Genomic DNA, 19,117 nt, shown 5'->3' on the forward strand with positions numbered 1-19,117 from the left:
CCGCGTATCGGTAAGCAGAGCAAAGGAACGCGGCAGGCCGGGCCTCGAAACCCGGCCTGCCGCGCGCCCTCAGCTCAGGCGCCTAATCAGGAAATTTACGGAATCGTCCCGTTCGAGCGCGGGGACCTCGCCGTGGTTGCCGGGATTGGCGTGCAACGACTTGGCGGTCGAGCCCAGCGCGTCGAACAGCGCCAGGGCGTCGGCTCGGGGCACCAACTGGTCGTCCCACTGCACCAGGAACCTCACGGGCACGGTGACGCGGGCGGCTTCCTCGACCAACCCATCAGCGCCGAGCAGGCCGAGGACGGCGGCCCGCACGCGGGGCTCGGCCGCCACGAACGGGATGCCCAGACCCGTTCCCATCGAGACGCCGTGGTAGCCGACCGGGCCCTCGCCCACCCGGTCCAGCCGCTGGACCGCGGTGACCACCGCCCGCCACTCGGTGACCGACTGCTCGGCCAGCAGCAGGTGCATCGCGGCCAGATCGGGGCTGTCACCGGCCTGCATGCGGGCGCGGTTGGCGGCGGCCAGCCGGAGGAAGTCGTCGCTCTTGGGGCGGTCGCCGTGGTGCGGGGCGTCGAGGGCGACGACCGCGAAGCCGGCCGCGATCAACTGGCGGGCGGCGGCCACGACGCCGGGCGCCTGCTTGTGCTGGCCGCCGCCGTGACCGACCACGATCAGCGGGCGGGTGGCCGGGGTATCGCCGGGAGTCCACAGCACGCCGGGGATGTCACCCAGCATGAAGACGTCGCCGCCCGACTCCGTACGGGAAAGGAAGTGCATGGTTTGCCTTTCGGGGTGCCTTCTCGGGCGCTCCCTAGGCCATCCGGGCGAAGGAGTCCCGACACGTCAGAGCGTTGATCGGTCTCACCTCCTCGGGTCGTGGGTGCCGCCGACGTTAGCACGCTCAGCTTGTCAATGAGTCGTTGACAAGTGATAGGCTGCTCGCATGGCCGACCTCAATGAGCTGCGGACGATTTCGGCGGAGCGGACCCGGCTGGACGCACGGGAGCTCGAGCTCATCGACGAGGCGCGGCGGGCGGGCGCGACCTGGGTGGAGATCGCGGCGGCCCTCGGCCTCAGCAGCCGGCAGGCGGCGGAACAGCGGCGGTTGCGGTTGGCGTCCGCGGTGCGCCCGGTGCGTTCCGACCTCGATCGGCCGTACGGCGAAAGAGCCACCGCCCTGCGCGAAGCCGCCGTGGAGCTGCACCGCCGGATCGGCGCCGACCGGCGGTGGGACGGACGGTTCCGGCGTGCCCGGCTCGTCCGGGAGACGCTCGAGGCCGCACCGGAAGCGCCGGTGCCCGGGCTCTATGCATTGGTCGCCGACGTGGTGGGCGACCTCGACCGGGCGGAGGTGGCCTTCCCGGCGCCGACCCGAGCGGCCGTCGCGCGTCTGCGTGCGGCATTGGCGGCGGCTCGATGAGGTCTCCGGTGGGCTTGCAGGGTTGACAGATTGCGGCTCAACTCTTGAGGATGTGAGGCTCAACCTCGCCTCGCCTCGGAGGGTGCCGTGCGGCGCAACGCGGTCCTGTTCATCCTGATCTCGGCGCTGTCCGGTTTCGGCAGTACGGCGATGACGCTCGCGGCCGGCGTCTGGATGGTCGACCTGACCGGCTCGGTGTCGCTGGCCGCCCTGACCGGCCTGTGCATCTACGCCCCCGTCTTCGCCTCGCCCTGGCTGGGCGCGATCGCCGACCGGGTGCCGAGGCGCCCGCTGCTGATCGTCATCGACATCGCCCTCGGTCTGCTGCTGCTGACCTTGCTGACCGTCTCGACGGCCCGCGAGGCGTGGCTGATCTACGCGGTGCTGCTGGCCCGCGGCGTGAGCTACGCCCTGGGCGACGCGGCCGAGACGGCGATCCTGCCGTCGGCCCTGCCCCCGAAGCTGCTCGCCGACGTGAACGGCTGGCGGTCGAGCGCCCAGGAGGGCATGAAGCTGCTGGCGCCTCTGGCCGGCGCCGGCCTCTACGCCTGGCGCGGCCCGACGCCGGTGGTGCTGGTCTGCTCGATCATGCCGCTGCTCACGGCCGCCTGCTACGCACTGCTCCGCTTGCGGCCGCCGCGGACGACGAGCGCTCAGGCATCGCGGACATCGACAGCGCTGAGTGCAGCCACGAACGCGGGCGCCGGGGAGCGGGCTCGCGGCGGGCGGGACGACGGTGGGCGGGACGACGGCGGGCGGGACGACGGTGGGCCGAACGGCGGTGGGCGGGCTCGCGCTGGGCGGGACGGTGGCGGGCGGGCTCGCGGCAGGCGGGACGGCGGTGGGCGGGACGACGGTGGGCGGGACGCCGGTGGGCGGGGCCGTGGGGAAGTGCGGGCCGGGGTCAAGGCGCTCTTCGGGAATGCGGCGGTTCGCGATCCGGTGCTCATCGCGGCGGTCGCCATCGGGCTGTCGGGGCTCACCAACGCGGGGCTGATCGGGCAGGTGGTGCACACGCTCGGGCTGCCGGCCACACGCCTCGGGGTTTTGTCGACCGCGCAGGGTGCGGGGTCGATCGTGAGCGGGCTGCTGGCCGGACGGTTGCTCGCGCGGCTGGCGCCGGTTCCGGTCGCGGCGCTGGGGTCGGCCGTCTTCGCGGTGGGTTGTCTGTCGTCGGCGCTGCCCTGGTGGCCGGCGATGATCGCGGGCAGCGCGCTGGCCGGGCTCGGGCTGCCGTGGGCGCTGATCGCCGGCGTCACCGCGGTGCAGACCGGCACGCCCGACCACCTGCTGGGGCGGGTGGCGGCCACCTCCAACACGGTGATGTTCGGGCCGGTCGCGGTGGCGATCCCCGTGGGGTCGGCGGCGGTCCATCTCGGAGCGCCGGTTCCGCTCCTGATCGCAGGGGCGCTGGCGCTGGTGGCGGCCACCATGGGTGCCGCGCGCCGCCGTGCAAGAACGGAGGAAAGGGACAAGGCGAGGAGCGGAACGAAGGAGAGAGGCAAGGAGAAGAGCGGAACGGAAGGGAGAGGCGAGGGTGGCCACGGAACGACGGAGAACGAGAAGGACGGCGTGAGAGCTGAGAACGAGTGAGGGGACGCGGGCCCGGTCAGGAGCCCGACCGGCGGCGATGGAGCAGGCGCCAGGTGAGCAACCCGCCGAGGACCAGGATGCCGGCGAGCCACCAAGCCCGGCCGGGGAAGAGGGCGGAAGCAGGAGCGGCGGAAGCGGAGGCGGCGGACGCGGAAGGGGACGTGGGAGACGGCGGGGAAGGGGCGGCCTCGGCGCCCGGGAGGAAGGGGAACACGTTGGGTGCTGTGCGGAACGGCAAGGTCCGGTGGATGGTGTTGTCGGGCTCGCCGGGGCGGGTGCTGGTGTAGGACAGCTCGTGCTCGAAGGTGATGGTCACGCCGGGTGGGGTCTCGGGTGGGATCGGGAGCGCGACGATGCCGGAGCTGTCGCAGCGGGCCTCGGCGCCGCGGTAGGAGAGGCCGCACGCGGTGATGGTGACGCCGGGGGTCTGGCTGGTGAAGGCGACCGCCGGCGGGATGCCGGGGCCGGCCGTCGCCGGCATCGGGCGCACGGCGAACGACGGGGGCGGCAGCGCGATCCAGACCCTCGACGTGCCGGAGAGGCCGCCCGCGTCGTCGCCGAACTGGTAGGAGAAGGACCAGGTGAACGGCAGCTCGCGGCCCTCGGGTGCGTCGGCGGGGATCGGCAGCAGGACGCTGCGCCGCCAGGACGGGCGGTCGCGGCAGTACCTCGCGGCGACCCGGCAGGACGTGATCAGCAGCTTGGGGGTGTCGCCGGCGAAGGTCACTGTGACCGCGTCGCCCCGGGTCACCGGGTCGGGCGCGGCGTCGACGTCCACGTGCAGGATCGCGAACGGGATCTCCCCGGTTCGCCCCGCCGACCGCCAGCGCAGCGTGGTGGCCCGCGGCGGTGAGATCGGCACGGCGACGACCGCCCACCCGCCGTCGCACGACATCCTCCGCCGCGGATAGAGGTCGAACCAGACTTCGCACCCGGAAGAGCCCGGCAATGTGGACGAGGGCGACCCCAAGCCCGGCGCGGACGAGGCCGCCGGGAAGAAGACGACAAAGCGCTCGCCCGGCACCCCCGAGTGGCGATCCGGCACCGGCGCCGGCACAGGCGTCCACACGACCGCCACCAGCGGAACCGCGACGGCGCGGGCGAGCCGGCCGAGCCGGCCGAGCCGGACGGGCCACATCGGATGCCTCCACCAGGCACCCTGAGCCGGTCATCGGGAGCTGTCAGTCAGATCTCGGACGCCGATCAGCCGCAGGTAGTCATGGACGTCCGCCGGCGACTCGGAGACGCAGCCGATGTAGTTGTCGGGCCGCACCAGGAACAGGGCCGGCGCGGAGACGTCGTAAGCGGGGATCGGGTCGAGCCGGTGCACCGCGAGCCCCGGCGACGACGACGGCAGGTCGCCGGGGAAGCCGAACGCGAGCAGCGTCGCGTGCGGCCCCCGCAGCAGGTCGAAGACCCGCCCGCCCGGGATCGGCGAGTCGGGCGCCCGGTCGCCGGCTCGCACCGCACCGGGCGACGACCGGTGCTCGGCCGCGAGCGGCCCGCCCCGGTAGGTCAGCGAGAGCTGCCGCAGGACCGGATCGGAACGGTCCATGCTGCGGTCGTCGTGCAGCCGGGTGCTGATGCCGAGCACCCCGGCCGCCACCGGCAGCCGCTCCGCCTCGTACGTCTCGAGCAGCGCGTCGTCCCCCGTGGCCAGTTTCCAGCCCAGGTTGTACGCGTCCTGGATGCTCGTGTTGAGCCCCTGCCCGCCGGCCGGGGAGTGCACATGCGCCGCGTCGCCGGCCAGGAAGACGTCGCCGACCCGGTAGCGCGAGACCATCCGGATGTTCGCCCGGAACTCCGACGTCCAGCCCACGTGCGTGACCTTGACGCCGGGGGCCACCGAGGCGACGAGCTCCTCGACGGACAGATCGGTGGGCGGGGCGGTCAGCTGGTAGTCCTCGGTGCCGGGCAGCGGGCACAGGCCGAGCTTGAGCGACTGCCCGTCGTCGCCGGGCCAGATGTGCCAGCTGTCGCGGTCCAGGCCCGCCAGCCGTACGTCCGCGATGAACATCCGCTCGGTCTCGAAGGTCTCGCCCTCGAACGGCACCCCGAGCAGCCGCCGGACCGTGCTCTGCCCGCCGTCGGCGCCGACGACGTAGCGCGCCGCCGCCGTCTCGCCGGTGTCGAACGTGACCCGCACGCCGCCCTCGACCTGCTCGAGGCCGGTCAGGCCGACCCCCAGCTCGACCGGCACGCGCTCGGCCAGCAACTGCCCGGTGCGCCATTGCGGGACCATCAGCACGTTGGGGTAGGGCGCCGCATCGGTCGGCTCGTGCAGCGGATCCATCCGGCGGCGCATCTCCTGCCCGCCCGGCAGGTGGATGAGCAGTTCCGGGTAGTCGCTGCCGGCGGCGCGGAAGCGGTCGATCAGGCCCAGATCGTCGAGGACCTCCTGCGTACGCGGCTGAATGCCCTTGCCTCTCGAACCGGTGAAGGGCTCGGCCGCCTTGTCGATGATGCGGAACGGGACCCCGCGGCGCTGCAGCTCGCGAGCCAGAGTGAGGCCGCACGGACCGGCCCCGACGATGATAATCTCGCTGAATCTTGATTCACTGAACATGGATTCACCGTACGGCAGCTTGATATCCTGCGTCAATGGCGGAAACGGGTGTGCGCAAGCTTCGTGCGGCGCAGACCGAGGCGGAACTCAAGGCGGCGGCGGTCCGGGTCTTCGCGCGGGTGGGCTATCTCAACGCCAAGATCACGGACATCACGGCGGAGGCGGGTCGGGCGACCGGATCGTTCTACCAGCATTTCGCCGGCAAGGAGGAGCTGCTGCGGGCGCTGATGGCCGACCTGCTGGCGGAGGGGGACGAGAGCGCGCTGCTCGAGGAGCACTCGGACGACTTCTCCGACCGCGAGGCGATCCGCTGGCACATCATGCAGTACTGGTCGGTCTACCGCCGGCACCGCACGGTCATCGAGGCGCTGCGTCAGGCGGCGATCGTCGACCCGCACTTCGACGAGGTGCAGCGCGAGATGCTCCGGCCCGACGTCGTGCACCTCTCGCACCACATGGAGAAGGCCGGCCCGTCGGCCGACCCGGAGGTGCTCGCGTCCATCTTCCAGTTGCTGGTCTCGACGTTCGCCGACACCTGGATGGACAAGATCCCCGACGAGCAGGCGATCAAGACCTTGACCGATTTCCTGTACGCGGGGATCCGTTACCGAGAGGACTGAGGTGCCGTGCCGGGCACGCCGTTGTGCCCGGCCCGGAGATCAGCGGTTCTTCAGGGCCTTGCGGTAGTCGCTGTTCAGGCGGCCGATCAGCGTCAGCGGGATGCCCTTGGGGCAGACCGTGGTGCACTCGCCGGCGTTGGTGCACCCGCCGAAGCCGGCGTCGTCCTGCGCCTGGAGCATGTCGATGACCCGGGAGTCGCGCTCGGGCTGACCTTGCGGCATGAGGCCGAGGTGGGCCACCTTCGCGGCGGTGAACAGCATGGCCGAGCCGTTCGGGCAGGCCGCCACGCACGCGCCGCAGCCGATGCAGGTGGCCGCCTCGAACGCCAGGTCGGCGTCCTTCTTGGGCACCGGCGTCGCGTGCGCCTCGGGGGCCGCCCCGGTCGGGGCCGTGATGTAGCCGCCGGCCTGGATGATCTTGTCGAACGCGCTGCGGTCGACGACCAGGTCCTTGATGACCGGGAAGGCCGACGCCCGCCACGGCTCGACGTCGATCACGTCGCCGTCCTTGAAGTGCCGCATGTGCAGCTGGCAGGTGGTGGTGGCCCGCTCGGGACCGTGCGCCACCCCGTCGATCACCATGCTGCACATGCCGCAGATGCCCTCGCGGCAGTCGTGGTCGAACGCGATCGGGTCGTCCCCGTCGAGGATCAGCTTCTCGTTCAGGACGTCCAGCATCTCCAGGAAGGAGGCGTCGGGCGAGATGTCCTTCACGTCGTACGTGACCATGCGGCCGAAGTCCGAAGCGTCGGACTGGCGCCACACGCGAACCTGGATGTCCATTACTTGTAGCTCCGGGTGCTGGGGTGGACGTACTCGAACTCGAGCTGTTCCTTGTGCAGGGTCGGCTTGCCGTCCGGGGAAGCGCCGGCGTACTCCCAGGCCGCGACGTAGCTGAACTCGTCGTCGTGGCGCAGGGCCTCGCCGTCCGGGGTCTGCGACTCGGCCCGGAAGTGGCCGCCGCACGACTCCCGGCGGTGCAGGGCGTCGATGCACATCAGCTCGGCCAGCTCGAAGAAGTCGGCGACCCGGCCGGCCTTCTCCAGGTTCTGGTTCAGCTGCTCGCCGGTGCCGGGCACCTTGACCCGCTGCCAGAACTCGTCGCGGAGCGACCGGATCAGCCCGATGGCCTTGGTCAGGCCCTCCTCGGTGCGCTCCATGCCGCAGTACTCCCACATGATGTGACCGAGCTCGCGGTGGAACGAGTCGACCGTACGGTCGCCGTTGATCGACAGCAGTTTCGCGATGCGGTCCTCGACCGCCTTCCGCGCCGCCACCACCTCTTCGTGATCTTGCGAAACCGGGGCGTAAGGCCCCGACGCCAGGTAGTTCCCGAGGGTCGTCGGGAGCACGAAGTAACCATCGCCCAGGCCCTGCATCAGCGCCGACGCGCCCAGCCGGTTGGCGCCGTGGTCGGAGAAGTTGGCCTCGCCCACCACGAACAGGCCCGGGATCGTCGACTGCAGGTCGTAGTCGACCCAGAGCCCGCCCATCGTGTAGTGCACCGCGGGGTAGATCCGCATCGGCGTGACGTACGGGTCCTCGCCGGTGATCCGCTGGTACATCTCGAAGAGGTTGCCGTACTTGGCCTCGACCGCCTTCTTGCCCAGCCGCTGGATCGCGTCCGCGAAGTCGAGGTAGACGCCCAGCCCGCCGGGACCGACGCCGCGCCCCTCGTCGCAGACGTTCTTGGCCGCGCGCGACGCGATGTCACGCGGAACCAGGTTGCCGAACGACGGGTAGATCCGCTCGAGGTAGTAGTCGCGCTCGTCCTCGGGGATGTCGCCCGGAGCGCGCTGGTCGCCGCGGGCGAGCGGCACCCAGACCCGGCCGTCGTTGCGCAGCGACTCGCTCATCAGCGTGAGCTTCGACTGGTGCGTGCCCGACTCCGGGATGCAGGTCGGGTGGATCTGGGTGTAGCAGGGGTTCCCGAAGAGGGCGCCCTTGCGGTGCGCCCGCCACGACGCGGTGACGTTGCAGCCCTTGGCGTTGGTCGAGAGGAAGAAGACGTTGCCGTATCCGCCGGAGGCCAGCACCACGGCGTCGGCCATCTCGGTGGTGATCTCGCCGGTGACCATGTCCCGGACCACGATGCCGCGGGCCTTGCCGTCGACCACGATCAGCTCGAGCATCTCGTGCCGCGCGTTCATCTCGATGTTGCCGAGGCCGATCTGCCGCTCCATCGCCTGGTAGGCGCCGAGCAGCAGCTGCTGGCCCGTCTGGCCCCGGGCGTAGAACGTACGGGACACCTGCGTGCCGCCGAACGAGCGGTTGTCGAGCAGGCCGCCGTACTCGCGGGCGAACGGGACGCCCTGGGCCACGCACTGGTCGATGATGTTCACCGACACGCTGGCCAGCCGGTAGACGTTGGACTCACGGGCGCGGAAGTCGCCGCCCTTGACCGTGTCGTAGAACAGCCGGTAGATCGAGTCGCCGTCGTTGCGGTAGTTCTTGGCCGCGTTGATGCCGCCCTGGGCCGCGATCGAGTGCGCCCGGCGCGGGCTGTCCTGGTAGCAGTACGACTTGACGTGGTAGCCGGCCTCGGCCAGGGTCGCCGCGGCCGATCCGCCGGCCAGGCCGGTGCCGACCACGATCACCGTCAGCTTGCGGCGGTTGGCCGGGTTGACCAGCTTGGCCGAGAACTTGCGGCGCTCCCAGCGGGTCTCGATCGGGCCGTCGGGGGCGGCGGTGTCGGCGATCGGGTCGCCGTCGTTCCAGAATTCCGGCATCTTCCTCAACCCACCAATCCGGTCAGGACCGCGAACGGCACCGACAGGTAACCGACGACCAAAATCAAGGACAGGACCAGGGCGGTCGTACGGGCGATGCGCTCGCCCCGGGCGGTCTGCTGGCCGAGCGTGCGCACCGCGCTCCACAGGCCGTGCCGCAGGTGGAAGCCGACCGCCACGATCGCGACGGTGTAGAAGAGGGTCACGTACCAGCGGCCCGGTGCGAAATCGGCGACCACGTTCGCGTACGGGTGCCCGGCCTCGCCCTTGGGGTTGAGGGTGAGCGTGGTCAGGTCCAGGATGTGGTAGATCACGAAGAGCAGGACGATCACGCCGCCCCACCGCATCGTGCGCGCCGCGTAGCTGCCCTGCACCTTGGGCCGGTGCGCGTACTTGACCGGCCGGGCCTGCCGGGCGCGCCGGGCGAGGATGGTCGCCGCCGCGATGTGCCCGAGGACCGCGATCGTCAGGCCGCCGCGCTGTATCCACAGGTACCAATCGCTCGGCAGCAGGGGCGTGCCGATCGAGCGCAGCCAGTGCGCGTAGTGGTCGAACGTCGTCTCGCCGAAGAAGATCTTCAGGTTGCCGATCATGTGCACATACAGGAACAGCACCAGCAGGATGCCGGTCACCGCCATGAAGATCTTCAGCGCCACGGACGAGGTCCGCTTCCGCGCCGGGGCGATCTTGGCCACCGGGGGAACTTTCGTGTCTACCGCCACGGATCTGACGGTAGAAAGCCTCTGGCGATTCGTCTAATGCATGATCGGGTAGGTGTTCATAGCGATAGGCTATGACGGTGCAGTTGCAACAGCTTCGATACTTCCTGGCGGTCGTGGAAACACGGCATTTCACCCAAGCGGCGGACAATCTGGGCGTCTCCCAGCCGACTCTCAGTAAGCAGATTCACACCCTCGAACAGAGCCTCGGCGCGCCGCTGTTCGAGCGGATCCGCGGCGCCGTCACGCTGACCGTCGCGGGCGAGACGCTGCTGCCGATGGCGCAGCGGATGGTGGCCGACGCGGACGCCGCGCGCGAGGCGGTGCAGGACATCGTCGGCCTGCGCCGGGGGGACGTGCGGCTCGGTGCGACGCCGAGTCTCTGCAGCTCACTGGTGCCCGAGGTGCTGCGGACCTTCCGGGCCGGGCACCCCGACATCCAGCTGTACGTGAACGAGGGCAGCTCCCAGGACCTGATCGAGAACCTGCTCGCGCACACCCTGGACCTGGCCCTGATCGTGCAGCCGGACGAGGGCGTCGACCCGGCGCTGACCACCACGCCGGTGCTGCGCGAGAGCCTGGTGGTGGCCTCCGCCTTCGACCGGCCGCCGCCCACCACGTACCCGCAGATCGCCTTGTCGGAACTGGAGCACACGCCGCTGGTCATGTTCCGGGCCGGCTACGACATCCGCGGCGTGACTCTGGAGGCGTGCCGGCAGGCCGGGTTCACCCCGAAGTTCGCGGTCGAGGGCGGCGAGATGGACGCGGTGCTGGCGTTCGTCGAGGCCGGGCTGGGGGTGGCGCTGGTGCCGAGCATGGTGCTGGCCAACCGGCCCCTGCTGCGGGCGACGCCGCTCGCTCCGCCCGGCATGCGCCGGACGATCGCGCTGGCCCACCGGAAGCGGTCGGTGCTGCCGCATGCCGCGGAAGCGCTGCGGGCGACTTTGCTCGCGCATGTCGCGACCGAGGAGCTTCCTTCCGGCGTACGCCCGTTGTAGCTCTTCAGAATTGCGTGTTCGTTCGCCAATGGTCGTAGAGCGCGGCGTTGCCCTCGATCATTTCCGGCACGCGGCGCCGATTGATGATCAGTAACAGGTCTTTCACCGGGGCCTCGATCGTGACGTCGGCCGGCGCGGTTTCCGGCCGCCACGAGATGCCCCCGGGGTGGAGCGTGACATGCCAGCCCTGGCCCGTGTCGGTGGCCTGGAACTGCACCGTCTCCCCGGTGCCGGTCGGCCGCTTGAAGTACTCGAGGGTGAGCAGCATGTCGGCTACGCCGTCGGCGGCGAGATCGATGTCGAGATCGGCGATCCTCCCGTCCGGGTCGGCGTCGAAGCGATGAACGATCAGGTCGTGCAGCATGCGGCGCTGCCAGAAGCCGGCGATCTGGTGCTGCGGCATCCAGGTCCAGACCCGGCCGTGGAAGCCGAGGTCGTCGACGGCGGCGTTCAGCCTGGTCACGCCCTCGTCCAGCCATTCCGGCCAGTCGGGCTGCTCGGGCGGGGCATCGACGAGCACGTACTCGGCCATGCTGTCGCGCCGCTCCTCGATGATCCCGGCGGCCAGGCGATGACCGGTGCCGACGTGGGTGGCGAGGTCGCGGACGGTCCACTCCGGACAGGTGACGATCTGCTCGGCGTCGTCGCGGCGGACGAGGGCCGCGGCGAACCGGGCCGTCTCGGACCTGATCGCGGCGGCATACCGCTCGGGCGTCAGCCAATCCATGATCGTGACCCTACCTTTTTCCGTTGATCGTCACGGGTTGATCGTTACCGCCCGCGTTCACGGCATTCCGATCTTGCCGCGGTCGGCGACGTTATTTCGAGATCTTGAAGTCCTTTCGCGACGGTCCGTATCCGCAGGCGTTTCTGGGCGTTTCCCGGTCGCTGTTGCCGGGCCGCCGATTGGGGCTACCATTCGGCCCTTCCCGGCGGGCTTCGGAAAGGCGGTGCTGGCATGTCCGATCACTCGTGGCACGACGCGACCGCGCATCTGCCCGAGCACGATCCCGAGCAGCAGCCGATGACCGCCGGCGTCCGGCTCATGCTGACCGCCATGATCGTGACCGTGCTGGTGCTGGTGGCCGGCGGCACGACCTGGTGGCTCTACTCGCAGAAGCCGCAGGAGCAGGCCGCCCGGCCGGCCGGGCCGTGCTCCGACACGGTTCTGCGCGTCGTCGCCGCGCCCGAGATCGCCCCCGTGGTCGAGAGCGCGGCGCGCACGATCAACAACGACCGGGACTGCGGGCCGATCGGTGTCACCGCCCAGGAGCCGGCGGTCACCGCCATCGCGCCCGAGCAGCCGGATGTCTGGATCCCCTCGTCCAGCGCCTGGCTGCGCATCTCGTTGGTCGGCGGCGTCGAGGCGTACCGGGTGGACGGTGGCCCGATCGCCCGCAGCCCGATCGTGCTCGCCGCGCCGGCCCCGATCGCCGGCCGGTTCGCCACGGGCGACAAGACCACGTGGATGCAGCTGATGGCCGGGGTGGCCGGTCACCAGATCCCGGCGGTCACCATGCCCGACCCGTTGCACAGCAGCGTCGGCATGCTCGCCGTCTACGCCATCCAGTCGGCGATGGACGAGAGCACGCCCGACGCCGGGATCGCCCAGCTGCGGGCGCTGACCCTGCGCAGCCGGCTCAAGGACGCCGCGGCCGACCCCGCCGACCTGCTGCGCCGGGTGGGCGCCCAGACCGACGCCGGGGCCGCCGCCGCCGACGTCGGGGTCTTCCCGATCACCGAGCAGCAGCTGACGACGTACCAGCACGCCGGGCACCCGATCGCGCTCAAGGGCTCCTACCCGTCGGACGGCCTGATCGAGGCCGACTATCCCTTCGCGATCTCGACCACGACCCGGCAGCCCGCGCTGGCCGAGCGCCTGCGGGCGGCGATCGGCAAGGCGGCCCTCACCGATGCGGGCTTCCGGACGTACGCGACGCCCCACACGATCAAGGTGCCGGACCGCTCCGACAAGCTCCTCGCGCCCGCCCTGCAGTGGGCGCAGTACCGCACGCTCGCCTTCCAGGTCCTGCTGCTGATCGACGCGTCCGGCTCGATGAACAAGCCGGCCGTCGACAAGGCCGGCCGCAAGACCACCAAGGCGGGCCTGCTCCGCCAGTCGGGCCTGGCCGCCACCCAGCTGTTCGGCGACGAGACCAGCGTCGGCCTGTGGTTCTTCAACACCCCCGCGCCGACGTCCCCGCCGCACACCGAGATGGTCCCGTTCGGCCCCATCAACGACAAGGTCGGCGCCCGCACCCGCCGAGCCGCGATGGCCGCCGCCATCGGCGGCTACAAGGCGCCGAACGAGGCCGGCACCCCACTGTTCCAGACCATCCTCGACGCCCAGTCCGCGATGCGCCCCCACGTCAAGCCGGGCGCCATCACCCTGATGATCGTCCTCAGCGACGGCGCCGACGCCGAGTCGAGATACGCCATGCCGAAGAAGACCTTCCTCGACCGCCTGGCCAAGTCCCAGGACCGCGAGCGCCAGGTCCCCATCATCGGCGTAGGCTTCGGCCCCGACGCCGACATGGCCACCCTCACCGACATGGCCAGGCTGACCGACGGCAAGGCCATCGCCGCCCGCGACCCGGCCGACCTGGCGTCCGCGATGGCAAAGGCCTTCCTGGCCGCCCACGCCCCCAGCTAGCCGCCCCCCGCCGCCGTCGTCCTCGTCGCCCTGGCCCGCCACCGCCGCCCGCGCTGCGCGCCCGCCACCGCCGCCCGCGCTGCGCGTCCGTGACCGCCACTCGCGCTGCGCGTCCGTGACCGCCACTCGCGCTGCGCGTCCGCGACCGCCACCCGCGCTGCGCGCCCGCGACCGCCACCCGCGCTGCGCGCCCGCCACCGCCACCGCCACCCGCCCGCGTCCCTCGCCGCCCGTCCTCCGCGCCCGTCAGCAGGCTCGATGGCGACCGCCGGCCCGCGAAACGCCCCGCCGCTCACCGCGACGCGCGAGCCTGCCGCTCGCGCGACGCCCGAGCCTGCCACTCGCCGTGGCGGGTCGAGCGCGCCGTGGGCGCCCTAAGCTCCCGCACGCAGCCGCGCCCCGTGCAGGCCGCTCGCCGTCGTTGCTTGCCCTGCCGCACCGCCCACCACCCGCTCGGGCTGCCCACCACCCGCTCGGGCTGCCCACCACCCGCTCGGGCTGCCCGCCACTCACTCGGGCCGCCCGCCACCCGGTCGGGCTGCCCCGCCATTCGCCGGGGCGACCTGGTGCTCGCCGGGACGCCCCAACTTGCCTTCATGCCGTGCGCTCACCGCGCGCCGTCCTGCTCTGAGCGTGCCGGTCGTCGTGGTGTCCTGCACTCGCCGCCTGCAGCTGTGCGTGGCTCCTGCCGCTCGTTGTCGCGTCCCGGCGTTCGGCGCTCGCCACTCGATGCTTGGACACTCCGTCGGCCGCTTCCCGAGTGCGTTTGCGGCCCCTTTGCTCTGCTTACCAATACGCGCGGCCTCGATCGGGCGCCGCGGTGAGCGCGCCGTTGATGAGATGCGAACTTTGTCGGCATCGTCCGTCGCCACGGCTCAGATCTTGAAGAGAATGTGCGAGGGGGACGCACGAACTCTTCATCCCTCACCGGAGCCGCCCGCGACTGCGCGTATTGGTAAGCAGAGCAAAGGGCGCGGCGGGCCTGGGACTCCCCGCGCCACCCGGCCGGAGCGGTGGGCGGTCGGGCGAGCGGCGGACTCAGGCCGGTGGTGCACTCGGGCGGGCGGCGGCTTAGTGCGGTCGGCAGACTCGGGCCGGTCGCGGACCCGGGCGGGCGGCCGCTGCGAGCGGGCGGCGGACTCGTGCGGTCGGCGGACTCGGGCCGGTCGCCGACCCGGGCGGGCGGCCGCTGCGAGCGGGCGGCGGACTCGGGCGGTCGGCTGCATCGGGCGGGCGGCGGATGCGGGCGGGCGGCGGAATCGGGCCGGCGGCGGACGCGGGCCGGCGGCGGATGCGGGCGTCAGGCGGGGCCTATCTGGGCGGCGACTATCTCGGCCGAAAGGGTGACCATCGGGAGGCCGCCGCCGGGGTGGACTGAGCCTCCTACCAGGTACAGGTTGGGGAGTGGGCCTCGGTTCGGGGGGCGCAGCAAGCCGCCGGTCGTGCCGTAGATGGCGCCGCCGGGGGTGGCGGTTGCGGTGGCCAGGTCGGCGGGGGTGCGGATCTCGCGGAACAGGATGCGGTCGCGCACGTCCAGGCCGCGGCGGGCCAGGACGGCCAGGATGTGGTCGGCGTAGGCCTCGCGCAGGGCGGGGCGGGTCCAGTCGGTGGACTGCCAGGTCGTGCCGTGGCGGGGGGCGTTCACCAGGATGAACCAGGCCTCGCAACCGGGCGGGTGGACCTCGGGGTCGGTGGCGCGGGTGACGAAGACGGCGGGGTCGTCGGCGGGGCGGGCGCGGCGGGCGGCGGTGCCGAAGATGGCGTCGAACTCGGCGTCGTAGTAGGGCGGGAAGAAGACGTTGTGGTGGGCCAGCTGCGGCGTCTCGCCGCGGACGCCGAGCAGCAGCACGAAGCCGGCCAGGCTGCGGTCGGACAGGGTGCGCAGGCGGGACGGCGTCGGCAGCAGGTCGCGGTACAGGGTCAGGGCGTCCACATCGGACACGATCACGTCCGCCTTGGCCGGCGAGCCGTCGGCCAGGCGGACGCCGGAACGATCAACACCGGAAACCTCCGAACCCAGGTGCACCCGTACGCCGAGGGCGGCGCAGCGGTCGGCCATCGCGCCGGCGATGGTGCCCAGGCCGCCCGGCAGGTACCAGCCGCCGAACTCGAGCTCGGCGTAGGGGATGGCGGCCAGGGCGGCGGGCGCGCGGCGCGGGTCGGCGCCGGTGTAGGTCGCGTAGCGGTCGAGCAGCATGCGCAGCCGCGGGTCGCGGAAGTAACGGTGGCCGAGGTCGCGCAGCGAGCGGCCGGGAGCGATCGCGGCCAGGTCGGTCAAGCGCCAGGACAGGCCGGCCAGCGTGGCCGGGGTGACCGGATGCCGCAGCACCGAACGCCACGAGGCGCCCCAGATGCGGGCGGCCCGGCGCCAGAAGTGCCGCCACTCCGCGGCCGCGGCCGGGCCCAGCGCGGCGGCGATCCGGTCGGCGAAGACCTCGTGGTTCGCCGACGAGTCGAGGACGGTGCCGTCGGGGAAGAAGTGCCGGACGACCGGGTCCAGCGGCGTGGGCGACAGGCCGAGGCCGAGGTCGTCGAAGACCTGGGGAAGCGTCAGCAGGCTCGGGCCGGTGTCGAAGCGGAACCCGTCCCGCTCGAAGACGGCCAGCTTGCCGCCGACGACCGGCGCGCGCTCGTGCACCTCGACCTCGTGGCCGGCCTCGGCCAGCCGGATGGCGGCGGCCAATCCGCCCACGCCCGCCCCGATCACGACGATGCGGCTCACAGCGACCTCCCTCGCCACGCCAGGCGGCCCTGGCTCCGAAGCCGGAACGAGCGGGCCACCAGCCACGCGAAGGCGGCGATCGACGCCGGCTGGGCGAGCGGGTCCGGCCACCGGGGGCCGCCGGTGGCCGCGGCGGCGATCGCGCGGCCGGCCACGCCGAGCAGGTAGGCGACCGCGGCGACGGCAGCCAGGAGGCGGGGTCCGGTGAAGCAGAGGACCACCGCGGCGACGGGCGGCAGCGCGTACAGCAGAAGGAGAAGGACCACGACGAGAGCCGCCGCCGGACCGGAGCCGAAGGACGCCCAGAGCGACTTGGTGTAGCCGGCGGTGAGGTCGCGCCAGGACGTGTACATGCGGCAGGTGGCCTGCCCGGACGCGTCGGCGAGGGCGATGCGGCCGCCCGCGCGCTTGACCTGGCGGGCGAGCGCGATGTCCTCGAGGACCTCGGTGTCCACGCCGGCATGGCCGCCGGACGCGAGGTAACCCGGCCGATCGGCCATCAGCCACTGGCCTCCGGCCGCGGCGAGCGACGGCCGGGGGGAGCGTTCCATCGCGCGCAGGGGGAGGAACGTGAGCCAGGACCATTGCAGCAGCGGCTGGACCAGGCGGCCGGTTCCGGTGATCCGGGGGTACGGGGAGAGCAGCGTGAGGTCGTACCGGCGCAGGAGGGTTGCGGCCGCGGCGAGCGCGTGCGGCTCGAGCACGACGTCGGCATCCACGAAGGACAGCAGGTCGGCGTCGCCGGCGGCCCGTGCCAGCTGGTCGCAGGCGTGCGGCTTGCCCAGCCGGCCGGGGGGCAGCGGCTCGCCGGTGAGCAGGCGGACCTTGTCACCGGCGACCGATCGCACCACCTCGGCCGTCCCGTCGGTCGAGCCGTCGTCCAGGACGTAGATCGTCAGATGCGGCACGCCGCGCTGGGCGAGCAGGGCCTCCAGGCACGGGGTGACCCGGTCGGCCTCGTTCCGCAGGGGGAGCAGCACCGCGATCTTCTCGTCCGTCCGGCCGGTCGCGGACAGGCGCCGCAGGAGGAGAGCGTTGACGGCCGTGTGGGCGGTCAGCGCCAGCCAGGGCAGCAGGATCAGCCACGCCATCGGCGCCACCCGACCACGGCCAGGGGGAGGACGGCGGCGCCCATCAGCAGGGCGCCCCACGCCGCGGAGCCGGGCAGGTGCAGGAACACGGCGTGGGCGAGCACGCTGGAAGCGTACGTCCAGACCCAGAGCGTGATGATCGGCGCGTCGGCGGCGGACGGGGTTTTCACGCTCGCGCCGCCGGCCGCAGCCAGTGCGGTCATCAGGACCAGGGCGAAGCCGAGCCAGCCGACGTAGTTGCCGATCGGGACGCCGGGCACGCCGGGCAGCGCGGGCGTCGGGTGCTGCCAGCGCCAGTAGCCCTCGCCGACCATCTGCGGGTCGAGGAAGACGTCCCAGGCGGCGAGGCCGAAACCGGCGATGAGGACGCGGGCCGGCCCGGATGCGGCGAGGCGGGTCGCCGCCAGCCAGGCCGGCCAGGCCATCCACGTCCACGCCAGCGGGATGACGAGGGGGACGCCCAGAAGCTTGGGACCGAGCTGGCCGGAATAGTCGTACGTGCCGAACGGGAAGCCGGTCGCGACCCCGATCGCCTCGACCGCGAAGCCACCGAGGGTGGCCGTGAGGACGAGAGCGGCCGCCGCCCGGGGGCCACGGGTGAGCGCGGCATGGAAGACCGACAGGAAATATCCCAATAAGACGGTTAAAACGGTGAAGGAGGCGCGAGTCGCGCCGTGAGTCAACGGGTAGCAGATCTGCGTCAGCACCAGGGCCGCGACAAGCGCCCAGGGCACGATTTTCCGGATCAAATGCCGACTATTCCCGGTGCGTCCTCGGCCGGCCGATCGACGAGCGGCAGCTCCCGCCCCAGGATCGCGAACGCCCGCTCGTCCCCGGGGAAGTAGAACCGCCGCAGCACGTCGACGAAGCCGAACCGGCGGTAGAGCCGCCACGCCCGCGACTTCTGCTCGTCCGCCTCCGGGGTGGACAGCAGCACGGTCTTGCCGTCGGCCATCGCCAGCAGCGCCCGCAACTGGCGCGCGCCGATCCCGTGGCCCTGGGCGGCCGGCCGCACGTGCAGCTCGACGACCTCGAAACAGTCGCTCAGCCAGTGCTCGCGGCCCTGGTCGTCGAGGGCCGATCGCACCTGGTCGTGCCACCACTGGCCGGGCCCCGACGTATACCCGTACCCGAAGCCGGCGAGCCGCCCGTCGGTGGTCAGCGTGGCGACCGCCCGGAATCCGGGCCGCCGGACGTGGGCGCCGATGTAGCCGCGCCGGGTCTGGAGCAGCTCCTGGCGGTAGCCCATCGCCTCGCCGTAGACGGCGACCACGTCGTCGAGCCGCCGCAGCAGGTCGTCCGGCTGCCACGCAACGAGCCTCATGCCTCAGTCTGCCCTTCTCCGTGCGGCCCTTCTTCGCGCCACCCCAGCAGCGACCGGTCGCCCGCGATGCCGCGCACGGCGAACCGGGCGAACAGCTCCTCGGCGTACCACCGGTCACGCGGCGTGCGTGCGATCACCGCACGGTGCTCCGGCTGACGGTACGCGAACCGCGTCAGGTCCGCCCCATCACGCCACACGCTGACCGTGCCCTGCCAGCCGATCGGCGCCTCCCCGATGCCGAAGCCGGCCAGCAGGCCGGGGGCCGCGTCGAGCTCGCGGACGACCGGCGGGATCGCCCGCCAGAACGTCAGCGTCCGGGACGGGCGGAGGCGGGCCCGGGTCAACGCCAACACCATGCCATCCGATTTGCGGCTTTTGTCAACGGAGAACGGCGTCTTGCCCGACCAGCTTCCCCGGCTGGCCAGGGGCTCGAGGTCCACCGTGGCGCGTTGCACGGCCAGGCGGTCCCACGCCGGGAACGCCAGCGGCTCGTCGCTCACGGTCACCGCCGCGTACCGCGTCAAGTCCGCGTCCTTGACCTCGAAGCCACTGCCGGTGCCCAGGAACTTCACGAAACGGGCCGCGGGCGGGCGGCGCTGGAGACCGATGCGCAGCATGGCCGCGCCGATCCGGCGGCGCGGCACCCGCCACACGTGCAGGGTGACCGGCATGGGCG

At 72.1% G+C, this 19,117-nt stretch carries 17 protein-coding genes; 5 read left to right on the forward strand and 12 right to left on the reverse strand.

Features of this window, described 5'->3' with window-relative positions; all coding sequences use genetic code 11:
* Nucleotides 1-69: 69 nt before the first annotated feature.
* On the reverse strand, nucleotides 70-783 hold the full coding sequence (locus ACQP2F_RS09540; RefSeq protein WP_433302584.1) for a dienelactone hydrolase family protein: 714 nt from the start codon (nucleotides 781-783) through the stop codon (nucleotides 70-72).
* Nucleotides 784-949: 166 nt separating this feature from the next.
* Here ACQP2F_RS09540 and ACQP2F_RS09545 point away from each other — a divergent pair, with 166 nt between their 5' ends.
* Together ACQP2F_RS09545 and ACQP2F_RS09550 are read left to right on the forward strand one after the other, a co-directional pair.
* Nucleotides 950-1,426, forward strand: coding sequence for a hypothetical protein (locus ACQP2F_RS09545; protein WP_433302586.1), 477 nt, complete (start codon nucleotides 950-952; stop codon nucleotides 1,424-1,426).
* A gap of 87 nt (nucleotides 1,427-1,513) precedes the next feature.
* Nucleotides 1,514-3,019, forward strand: coding sequence for an MFS transporter (locus tag ACQP2F_RS09550; RefSeq protein WP_433302588.1), 1,506 nt, complete (start codon nucleotides 1,514-1,516; stop codon nucleotides 3,017-3,019).
* Between the two features lie 16 nt (nucleotides 3,020-3,035).
* On the opposite strand, the gene ACQP2F_RS09555 is transcribed toward ACQP2F_RS09550, so the two are convergent.
* A complete protein-coding gene (locus ACQP2F_RS09555; RefSeq protein WP_433302589.1) occupies nucleotides 3,036-4,157 on the reverse strand; it encodes a hypothetical protein in 1,122 nt (373 codons plus the stop codon).
* Nucleotides 4,158-4,187: 30 nt separating this feature from the next.
* Nucleotides 4,188-5,585: an FAD-dependent monooxygenase gene (locus tag ACQP2F_RS09560; protein ID WP_433302591.1), complete on the reverse strand. Its 1,398-nt coding sequence runs from the start codon at nucleotides 5,583-5,585 to the stop codon at nucleotides 4,188-4,190.
* A gap of 35 nt (nucleotides 5,586-5,620) precedes the next feature.
* Here ACQP2F_RS09560 and ACQP2F_RS09565 point away from each other — a divergent pair, with 35 nt between their 5' ends.
* Nucleotides 5,621-6,205 carry a TetR/AcrR family transcriptional regulator gene (locus tag ACQP2F_RS09565; RefSeq protein WP_433302593.1) on the forward strand — a complete coding sequence of 195 codons (585 nt, stop codon included), beginning with the start codon at nucleotides 5,621-5,623 and terminating at the stop codon, nucleotides 6,203-6,205.
* A gap of 39 nt (nucleotides 6,206-6,244) precedes the next feature.
* Here ACQP2F_RS09565 and ACQP2F_RS09570 read toward each other — a convergent pair whose 3' ends face one another.
* From ACQP2F_RS09570 to ACQP2F_RS09580, 3 genes are read right to left on the reverse strand one after another with little or no spacing between them, the layout of a single operon-like run.
* Nucleotides 6,245-6,988 (reverse strand): succinate dehydrogenase/fumarate reductase iron-sulfur subunit, encoded by a 744-nt coding sequence (locus ACQP2F_RS09570; protein WP_433302595.1) that lies wholly within the window; start codon nucleotides 6,986-6,988, stop codon nucleotides 6,245-6,247.
* Nucleotides 6,988-8,934, reverse strand: a complete 1,947-nt coding sequence (locus tag ACQP2F_RS09575) for a fumarate reductase/succinate dehydrogenase flavoprotein subunit (protein WP_433302597.1) — start codon at nucleotides 8,932-8,934, stop codon at nucleotides 6,988-6,990. The genes ACQP2F_RS09570 and ACQP2F_RS09575 overlap by 1 nt, the downstream gene beginning before the upstream one ends.
* Before the next feature lie 5 nt (nucleotides 8,935-8,939).
* A complete protein-coding gene (locus ACQP2F_RS09580; RefSeq protein WP_433307421.1) occupies nucleotides 8,940-9,572 on the reverse strand; it encodes a succinate dehydrogenase cytochrome b subunit in 633 nt (210 codons plus the stop codon).
* 155 nt (nucleotides 9,573-9,727) lie between these two features.
* Between ACQP2F_RS09580 and ACQP2F_RS09585 the strand changes: the two genes are divergently transcribed.
* A complete protein-coding gene (locus ACQP2F_RS09585; protein ID WP_433302599.1) occupies nucleotides 9,728-10,651 on the forward strand; it encodes a LysR family transcriptional regulator in 924 nt (307 codons plus the stop codon).
* A 4-nt stretch (nucleotides 10,652-10,655) separates the two neighbouring features.
* Here the strand turns inward: ACQP2F_RS09585 and ACQP2F_RS09590 are convergent, their stop codons facing one another.
* Nucleotides 10,656-11,378 (reverse strand): maleylpyruvate isomerase family mycothiol-dependent enzyme, encoded by a 723-nt coding sequence (locus ACQP2F_RS09590; RefSeq protein ID WP_433302601.1) that lies wholly within the window; start codon nucleotides 11,376-11,378, stop codon nucleotides 10,656-10,658.
* Nucleotides 11,379-11,609: 231 nt separating this feature from the next.
* Here ACQP2F_RS09590 and ACQP2F_RS09595 point away from each other — a divergent pair, with 231 nt between their 5' ends.
* Complete coding sequence (locus ACQP2F_RS09595; protein ID WP_433302603.1) at nucleotides 11,610-13,304, forward strand: hypothetical protein; 1,695 nt, start codon at nucleotides 11,610-11,612, stop codon at nucleotides 13,302-13,304.
* A 1,300-nt stretch (nucleotides 13,305-14,604) separates the two neighbouring features.
* Here the strand turns inward: ACQP2F_RS09595 and ACQP2F_RS09600 are convergent.
* From ACQP2F_RS09600 to ACQP2F_RS09620, 5 genes are read right to left on the reverse strand one after another with little or no spacing between them, the layout of a single operon-like run.
* Complete coding sequence (locus ACQP2F_RS09600; RefSeq protein WP_433302605.1) at nucleotides 14,605-16,026, reverse strand: phytoene desaturase family protein; 1,422 nt, start codon at nucleotides 16,024-16,026, stop codon at nucleotides 14,605-14,607.
* Complete coding sequence (locus ACQP2F_RS09605; protein WP_433302607.1) at nucleotides 16,023-17,117, reverse strand: glycosyltransferase; 1,095 nt, start codon at nucleotides 17,115-17,117, stop codon at nucleotides 16,023-16,025. Before ACQP2F_RS09605 ends, ACQP2F_RS09600 begins: the two co-directional genes overlap by 4 nt.
* Nucleotides 17,105-17,866, reverse strand: coding sequence for a carotenoid biosynthesis protein (locus tag ACQP2F_RS09610; RefSeq protein ID WP_433302608.1), 762 nt, complete (start codon nucleotides 17,864-17,866; stop codon nucleotides 17,105-17,107). The genes ACQP2F_RS09605 and ACQP2F_RS09610 overlap by 13 nt, the downstream gene beginning before the upstream one ends.
* On the reverse strand, nucleotides 17,863-18,441 hold the full coding sequence (locus tag ACQP2F_RS09615; RefSeq protein WP_433302610.1) for a GNAT family N-acetyltransferase: 579 nt from the start codon (nucleotides 18,439-18,441) through the stop codon (nucleotides 17,863-17,865). The genes ACQP2F_RS09610 and ACQP2F_RS09615 overlap by 4 nt, the downstream gene beginning before the upstream one ends.
* The gene (locus ACQP2F_RS09620) at nucleotides 18,438-19,112 is read right to left on the reverse strand and encodes a monooxygenase (protein WP_433302611.1); all 675 of its coding nucleotides are present in this window, start codon (nucleotides 19,110-19,112) and stop codon (nucleotides 18,438-18,440) included. The genes ACQP2F_RS09615 and ACQP2F_RS09620 overlap by 4 nt, the downstream gene beginning before the upstream one ends.
* Nucleotides 19,113-19,117 lie beyond the last annotated feature (5 nt).

It is taken from the genome of Actinoplanes sp. CA-030573, assembly GCF_050951115.1.
In the GTDB taxonomy this organism is placed as follows: Bacteria; Actinomycetota; Actinomycetes; order Mycobacteriales; family Micromonosporaceae; genus Actinoplanes.

Coding starts and splice junctions, on each gene's coding strand:
- ACQP2F_RS09565 (WP_433302593.1), top strand. CDS start 5,621: ATGGCGGAAACGGGTGTGCGCAAGCTTCGTGCGGCGCAGACCGAGGCG.
- ACQP2F_RS09590 (WP_433302601.1), bottom strand. CDS start 11,378: ATGGATTGGCTGACGCCCGAGCGGTATGCCGCCGCGATCAGGTCCGAG.
- ACQP2F_RS09605 (WP_433302607.1), bottom strand. CDS start 17,117: ATGGCGTGGCTGATCCTGCTGCCCTGGCTGGCGCTGACCGCCCACACG.
- ACQP2F_RS09620 (WP_433302611.1), bottom strand. CDS start 19,112: ATGCCGGTCACCCTGCACGTGTGGCGGGTGCCGCGCCGCCGGATCGGC.
- ACQP2F_RS09570 (WP_433302595.1), bottom strand. CDS start 6,988: ATGGACATCCAGGTTCGCGTGTGGCGCCAGTCCGACGCTTCGGACTTC.
- ACQP2F_RS09540 (WP_433302584.1), bottom strand. CDS start 783: ATGCACTTCCTTTCCCGTACGGAGTCGGGCGGCGACGTCTTCATGCTG.
- ACQP2F_RS09555 (WP_433302589.1), bottom strand. CDS start 4,157: ATGTGGCCCGTCCGGCTCGGCCGGCTCGGCCGGCTCGCCCGCGCCGTC.
- ACQP2F_RS09545 (WP_433302586.1), top strand. CDS start 950: ATGGCCGACCTCAATGAGCTGCGGACGATTTCGGCGGAGCGGACCCGG.
- ACQP2F_RS09580 (WP_433307421.1), bottom strand. CDS start 9,572: ATGGCGGTGACCGGCATCCTGCTGGTGCTGTTCCTGTATGTGCACATG.
- ACQP2F_RS09615 (WP_433302610.1), bottom strand. CDS start 18,441: ATGAGGCTCGTTGCGTGGCAGCCGGACGACCTGCTGCGGCGGCTCGAC.
- ACQP2F_RS09575 (WP_433302597.1), bottom strand. CDS start 8,934: ATGCCGGAATTCTGGAACGACGGCGACCCGATCGCCGACACCGCCGCC.
- ACQP2F_RS09595 (WP_433302603.1), top strand. CDS start 11,610: ATGTCCGATCACTCGTGGCACGACGCGACCGCGCATCTGCCCGAGCAC.
- ACQP2F_RS09560 (WP_433302591.1), bottom strand. CDS start 5,585: ATGTTCAGTGAATCAAGATTCAGCGAGATTATCATCGTCGGGGCCGGT.
- ACQP2F_RS09585 (WP_433302599.1), top strand. CDS start 9,728: ATGACGGTGCAGTTGCAACAGCTTCGATACTTCCTGGCGGTCGTGGAA.